General features: G+C 38.5%; 3 protein-coding genes and 7 tRNA genes. 1 reads left to right on the top strand and 9 read right to left on the bottom strand.

The genetic code is table 11. From position 1 onward, the window contains the following. Window positions 1–152 precede the first annotated feature (152 nt). From C7Y70_RS02370 to C7Y70_RS02340, 7 genes are all read right to left on the bottom strand, one after another. Window positions 153–228, bottom strand: a tRNA-Phe gene (locus C7Y70_RS02370). Window positions 229–448: 220 nt separating this feature from the next. Further along, a tRNA-Thr gene (locus C7Y70_RS02365) sits at window positions 449–524 on the bottom strand. A gap of 94 nt (window positions 525–618) precedes the next feature. Next, window positions 619–694, bottom strand: a tRNA-Phe gene (locus C7Y70_RS02360). 134 nt (window positions 695–828) lie between these two features. Beyond that, window positions 829–904: transfer RNA gene (locus tag C7Y70_RS02355), tRNA-Thr, on the bottom strand. 56 nt (window positions 905–960) lie between these two features. Further along, window positions 961–1,036 (bottom strand) — tRNA-Phe (locus C7Y70_RS02350). 134 nt (window positions 1,037–1,170) lie between these two features. After that, window positions 1,171–1,246: transfer RNA gene (locus C7Y70_RS02345), tRNA-Thr, on the bottom strand. Window positions 1,247–1,315: 69 nt separating this feature from the next. Beyond that, window positions 1,316–1,391 (bottom strand) — tRNA-Phe (locus tag C7Y70_RS02340). Window positions 1,392–1,754: 363 nt separating this feature from the next. On the opposite strand from C7Y70_RS02340, the gene C7Y70_RS02335 reads away from it, so the two are divergent. Continuing rightward, window positions 1,755–4,529 carry an ATP-binding protein gene (locus C7Y70_RS02335; protein WP_135473228.1) on the top strand — a complete coding sequence of 925 codons (2,775 nt, stop codon included), beginning with the start codon at window positions 1,755–1,757 and terminating at the stop codon, window positions 4,527–4,529. Between the two features lie 58 nt (window positions 4,530–4,587). Here the strand turns inward: C7Y70_RS02335 and C7Y70_RS02330 are convergent, their stop codons facing one another. Then, window positions 4,588–4,860, bottom strand: coding sequence for an oxidative damage protection protein (locus tag C7Y70_RS02330; RefSeq protein WP_099296627.1), 273 nt, complete (start codon window positions 4,858–4,860; stop codon window positions 4,588–4,590). Between the two features lie 39 nt (window positions 4,861–4,899). Then, window positions 4,900–5,961 carry an A/G-specific adenine glycosylase gene (mutY, locus tag C7Y70_RS02325; RefSeq protein ID WP_135473237.1) on the bottom strand — a complete coding sequence of 354 codons (1,062 nt, stop codon included), beginning with the start codon at window positions 5,959–5,961 and terminating at the stop codon, window positions 4,900–4,902. Between the last annotated feature and the right edge of the window lie 39 nt (window positions 5,962–6,000).

Raw genomic sequence — 6,000 nt, 5'->3', positions numbered from 1 at the left:
AGTTTAAAGCCCAATGTATAATCTCGTTGAGTACGCTTAGTGCCTTTAGTTTCGGTGGTCTTCATAAATAAGTCCTAAATGTGTAAACACATTTCAGGACAAGACAAAATAATAAACAAAAAAGCCCTGCGGATGCAGGGCTTTAATATAAATGGTGCCTCGACCCGGAATCGAACCAGGGACACGAGGATTTTCAATCCTCTGCTCTACCAACTGAGCTATCGAGGCACTTAAACAGTGCTGATTTAATGATATGACTATCAATAAACCTAAATAAATGGTGCCGACTAACTGAGCCGAGCGGATAACTTAAATGAATTACTGATTACAAGTCAGTTGCTCTGTTCAAATTATCGAAATAAATGGTGCCGACTAACCGAGTCGAACGGATAACTTAAATGAATTACTGATTACAAGTCAGTTGCTCTGTTCAAATTATCGAAATAAATGGTGCCGACTAACCGAGTCGAACGGTTGACCTACTGATTACAAGTCAGTTGCTCTACCAGCTGAGCTAAGTCGGCACACTAAACTGTGTGCTATGGCACATATCAATTTTGAAGATTGATTAACTTTTTTAATTAAAAAAGCCTCGCTATTGCGAAGCTTTTAATTAAATGGTGCCTCGACCCGGAATCGAACCAGGGACACGAGGATTTTCAATCCTCTGCTCTACCAACTGAGCTATCGAGGCACTTAAACAGTGCTTGTTAAATGTTCAATTAAACAAATAACGAAATAAATGGTGCCGACTAACTGAGTCGAACGGATAACTTAAATGAATTACTGATTACAAGTCAGTTGCTCTGTTCAAATTATCGAAATAAATGGTGCCGACTAACCGAGTCGAACGGTTGACCTACTGATTACAAGTCAGTTGCTCTACCAGCTGAGCTAAGTCGGCACACTAAACTGTGTGCTATGGCACGTGTCAATTTTAAAGATTGACAACTTAATAAATGGTGCCTCGACCCGGAATCGAACCAGGGACACGAGGATTTTCAATCCTCTGCTCTACCAACTGAGCTATCGAGGCACTTAAACAGTGCTTGTTAAATGTTCAATTGAACAGATAACTAAATAAATGGTGCCGACTAACCGAGTCGAACGGATAACTTAAATGAATTACTGATTACAAGTCAGTTGCTCTGTTCAAATTATCGAAATAAATGGTGCCGACTAACCGAGTCGAACGGTTGACCTACTGATTACAAGTCAGTTGCTCTACCAGCTGAGCTAAGTCGGCACACTAAATCGTGTGCTTTGGCACGCGTAATAACGTCTATATTTTCATTTAAACACTATTACTAAATAATGGTGCCTCGACCCGGAATCGAACCAGGGACACGAGGATTTTCAATCCTCTGCTCTACCAACTGAGCTATCGAGGCAGCTTCAGATTTAACTAAAAACCACATGGATTTTTAGAACACTTCCCAAGCATTCTTCTGACTGAGCTGTTTGGGCGTGCGGCGTATTAAACTGGTTTTGCCCTTGCAAGTCAACTTTTTTTTTGTAGAGTCAAACTGTTTGAACAGTTTTACACCAATGTGATTAATTAACACAAGAAATGTTGCTTTTTAGAGCGCTTTTAAAGGTTTAAATGTATTAAAGCGCTTTTTTAACGAAATATCATGTAAATTTCATTTTAATGAACATTAACCAGTGAATTATTTCTGGTAAATGATAGGATTAATTTTCAGTACAAAGCCGCTATTTGGCCGCAGTTAATAATGATAATAATTGGAAAATAAATGCAAAGTAAATTTTCTTCTCCGGTGAAAGGCTTGTTGCCACTTATAATAGTCATAAACCTTGTTGTAACTACAATCGCACTAGCTGCTTTCGCTTTCTATCCCTCTGAGCAAACCAGTAAGCTTGCACCTAAAGAACCTGTTAGCTTAGTTGATTTATCTGAAAAGCTCGCCTCACCTCTGGTTACTGCACTGACAGAGCCTGGGCAAAATAGAGCCGCTAAATTACTTAATGTAAGCGCTGCGTTTGGCTCTGAGTTTGAATATCACTTATATAGATATGGTGTAAATTCACCAACAGAGTTAGTTTATTCAACGACTAAACCAGCGATTGAGCCATTGATGCTTGATTTACACACGCCTAATAAAAATACGGTTTACAAGCAATTAAAGTTAAATGACCAGCCTGTTGGTGAGTTAATTATCAAAAGAGTAATACCCAAAGACTCTGTAATTACTTCTGAGTCTTCCTCACTATCGTTAATTCTAGCTCTGTCTGCACTTGTGTGTTTAATTATTTTTTCTCTATTCATAAATGCTTATATTAATGTAAGAATTCGTAAATCAACCAATACGTTGGCTCTTGAATTACAATCAATAACAGAATCATCAGATTACAATAAAACCGTAGATGAAGGACTCGACGTTGGTTTAGATAATGTTGCTCAAAACGTCAATTTGTTGCTAGGCCAAGTACAAACAGCCATAAGTAATAACCGAGTAGCTCAATCAGATCTAGAAAAATTACAAAGTAGCCTAGAAACCGAAGTTCATAATAGAACGCTAGCACTTGAAAAAGCGACACACAGCGCTGAACAAGCTAGTGAAGCAAAAACAACTTTCTTAGCAACCATGAGTCATGAGATTCGCACTCCTATGAATGGTGTTATTGGTACCATTGATTTATTAAGGCAAACCGAGCTTGACGGTGCTCAGCATAGATTGAGCACAATAATCCGTGACTCAGCGTTCTCTTTGCTTGGCATTTTAGATGATATTCTAGATTTCTCTAAAATTGAGGCGGGTAAATTAAACATCGATACAACCCCTTTCTCTGTTACAGATACCATAGAAGAAGTTGCTCGTGTTCTTTCTTCTATTGCTAAAAAACGCCAACTAGATCTTGAGCTATCCATTGCACCGGATATCCCTACAAATTTAATAGGTGATACCATTCGAGTGCGTCAGGTACTTTATAATTTATGCAGCAATGCTATAAAGTTCACGAGTACTGATGAGTCGCGCCGCGGCCATGTTCGCATTGGTGTTGAGGTTGCGCAAAATACGACAGACCATTTTACCCTAAGGTTTACCGTGAGTGATAACGGTAAGGGAATGAGCCAAACTCAGTTAAGAGAAATATTTAGCCCGTTCATTCAAGCTGAAAACTCTATTACGCGTGAGTACGGTGGAACAGGGTTAGGATTATCTATTTGTAAAAGCCTGACTGAGTTAATGCTGGGCACTATATCTGTGTCTAGTGATGTTGGTATTGGCAGTGAGTTTATCGTTGAACTACCTTTTAGTACTGAAAGCACCATTAATTATGCCCATAAGAACACATTAAAAGGCAAGCATGTCGCTCTTGTAACCAACGACTCATCAAGAAGACAAACATTAAGCCGTTACTTATCATTTATGGGAGCCAATACACATTACGCACAATCAATTTCTGAAATAGAAGAAATTCAAGAACACAGTGAGTTGATATGGGTTCTTGATGGTATCGAGTCTATTGATAAAACAAACTCACTATTACGCCGATTAGTCTATACGTTAGAAGATTATAACCAGCAAGTTGTGGTTTTAAGTAAACTTGATGAAGCTGCGATTAATCATAAAAATATCTTTTATCTCAATGCCACTCCGTTATGTAAGTCAAGTTTTATGATCTCAGTACTTGTAGCGGCTGGACTACATACCCCCAAAAAAATAAAACAGGTAAAAACCCTCAATAACTTCTTGAATATAGAGCAAGCAAGAAGCGAGAATAATTTGGTTTTATTAGTTGAAGATAATCTTTTGAACCAGCAAGTATTAACAGATCAACTTCACTTATTAGGGTTTGGTGTAGAAGTTGCTGACAATGGTGAGGAAGGGCTTAAAATTTGGCGCAAAGAACGCCACATGCTTATTTTAACTGACTTACATATGCCAAAAATGTCTGGCTACGATATGGTTGAAAAGATCCGAGAAGAGGCATCTGAGTTAGACGACATAAACGCACAACCGTATATTATTGCAATAACGGCAAATGCACTTAAAGGCGAAAAAGAACGCTGTTTAAATGCGGGTATGAACGATTATATAACTAAACCCGTTGAACTGAATGCTCTGGAAAAGCTACTTAACAATTGGCGAGATAAAAACCAAGAAGACTCCGCTTTGCCGGCCGTCGAGGAAATGAAAGGCCCTTCGGCACCAATTGATATGGACAAACTTTCTCAATACGTTAATAACGACGAAGCAAAACAGATTCGCTTTTTCAAAATGTACATTGAGCAAAGTAGCGTGCTAGTTAAGGACATTAATAGCGCAGTGATTATTAATGACACGCAAAGCATAGCTCAAGCTTGCCATCAATTAAAATCAATCTCGACAACTATTGGTGCAGAAAGTATTGCAAAACTAGCCATAGATTTTGAAACACATTGTAATCAACAAGATTTAACGAGTGATGAGCTAATTGAGCTTAGGGATAACTTAGAGATTGAGTATTCGCGGGTTGCTCAGTTTTTAAAAGAACAGATAAAAAATGCTGACGAAGACATTTAATTTTTGAACAAAACAAATAAAAGGGCTGACAGCCCTTTTATTTTAACAAAGCTAAAAGTTACTTTTCAGGTGGTCGATAACCTTCTATCTCAACATCTTTATTCTCAAACAAAAAGCCAACCATCTGCTCTTCTAAAAATGTACGATGTTCAGGGTCCATCATGTTTAGGTGTTTTTCATTAATCAGCATCGTTTGCTTGTGTTGCCACTGTCCCCATGCTTCTTTTGAAATATTGTTAAAAATCTTTTCACCCAGCTCACCAGGGTAAAGCTGGTAGCCAAGACCATCCGCTTCTTTTTGTAACTTTTGACAAAATACTGTGCGTGCCATGATAGACCTCTTATACGCTTAAATTTAATTACACCTAGTTTAAACTATTGTAGCGATTTGTTTAACTAGCTTTTTAGTTGGCGCAGCTAAACCAACCTCAATTGATTGATCAAGTGGATACCAAACGAGTTGACGTTCATTAACTACATCAGGCATTTTATTAACTTTAAGCACATGGGGGTTAATCGTTAATTCAAAATGCGAGAACACATGAGTAAACGGCTCAACTTCTTTGGTAATTAACTCAAGTCCCTGTTGCACTAAAAAAGCATCCAACTGGCTTTTTTGTTCAAATTCAAAAAAGCTAAACAAGCCACCCCAAATACCAGAGTTAGGTCTTTTTTCCATTAATACTTGGTCATCACATTGGATAATTAATTGATGACAGGCTTTTTTAGGCACTGCTTTTTTTGGTTTTGAATGAGGGAACTGCTTAACGACCGAGTTGTTAAATGCCTTACAACGGCTGTTAAGTGGGCATGGTTCACAGTCAAACTTACTTCGTGAACATAAGCTTGCACCTAAATCCATCATTGCCTGATTAAACTCAGTAACGTTATCTTTTGGGGTCAGTTGTTCTGTTAATTGCCATAGTAGGTTTTCAACCTTTTTAACCCCATACCAGCCTTCAACCATAAAATAACGAGCCAACACGCGCTTAACGTTACCATCTAATATTGGATGATGTTGGCCAAGAGATAATGATAAAACAGCGCCGGCTGTTGAGCGCCCTATTCCTGGTAACGCTATCACTTCGTTTATGCTGGTTGGGAATACACCACCGTATTGGTCACGCACTATTTTAGCGGTTTTATGTAAGTTGCGTGCTCTGGCGTAATAACCTAGCCCAGTCCAATGATGCAGCACAACATCTTCATCTGCATCCGCCAAAGCAATAATATCGGGGAAGCTTGCCATAAACTTTTCAAAATAAGGAATAACTGTAACAACTTGAGTTTGCTGTAGCATTACCTCAGACACCCAAACTTTATAGGGTGTTTTATTCAATTGCCATGGTAAGGTTTTACGCCCATGTAACTGATACCAATCAACTACTTGCTGTGAAAACCAGCTTGCGTCAGTGTTGTTTAACTTCAAAATAACTACTTTTATAACTCTACCCTTGATAGCGGGCAGTCT

This window comes from Pseudoalteromonas sp. KS88, from assembly GCF_004766475.1.
GTDB lineage: Bacteria > Pseudomonadota > Gammaproteobacteria > Enterobacterales > Alteromonadaceae > Pseudoalteromonas.
This window is presented reverse-complemented; position numbering and strand designations above follow the sequence as displayed.

What these genes read in the sequence shown, in the direction of transcription:
- C7Y70_RS02335 (WP_135473228.1), top strand. Translation starts at nt 1,755, where the DNA reads ATGCAAAGTAAATTTTCTTCTCCGGTGAAAGGCTTGTTGCCACTTATA.
- C7Y70_RS02330 (WP_099296627.1), bottom strand. Translation starts at nt 4,860, where the DNA reads ATGGCACGCACAGTATTTTGTCAAAAGTTACAAAAAGAAGCGGATGGT.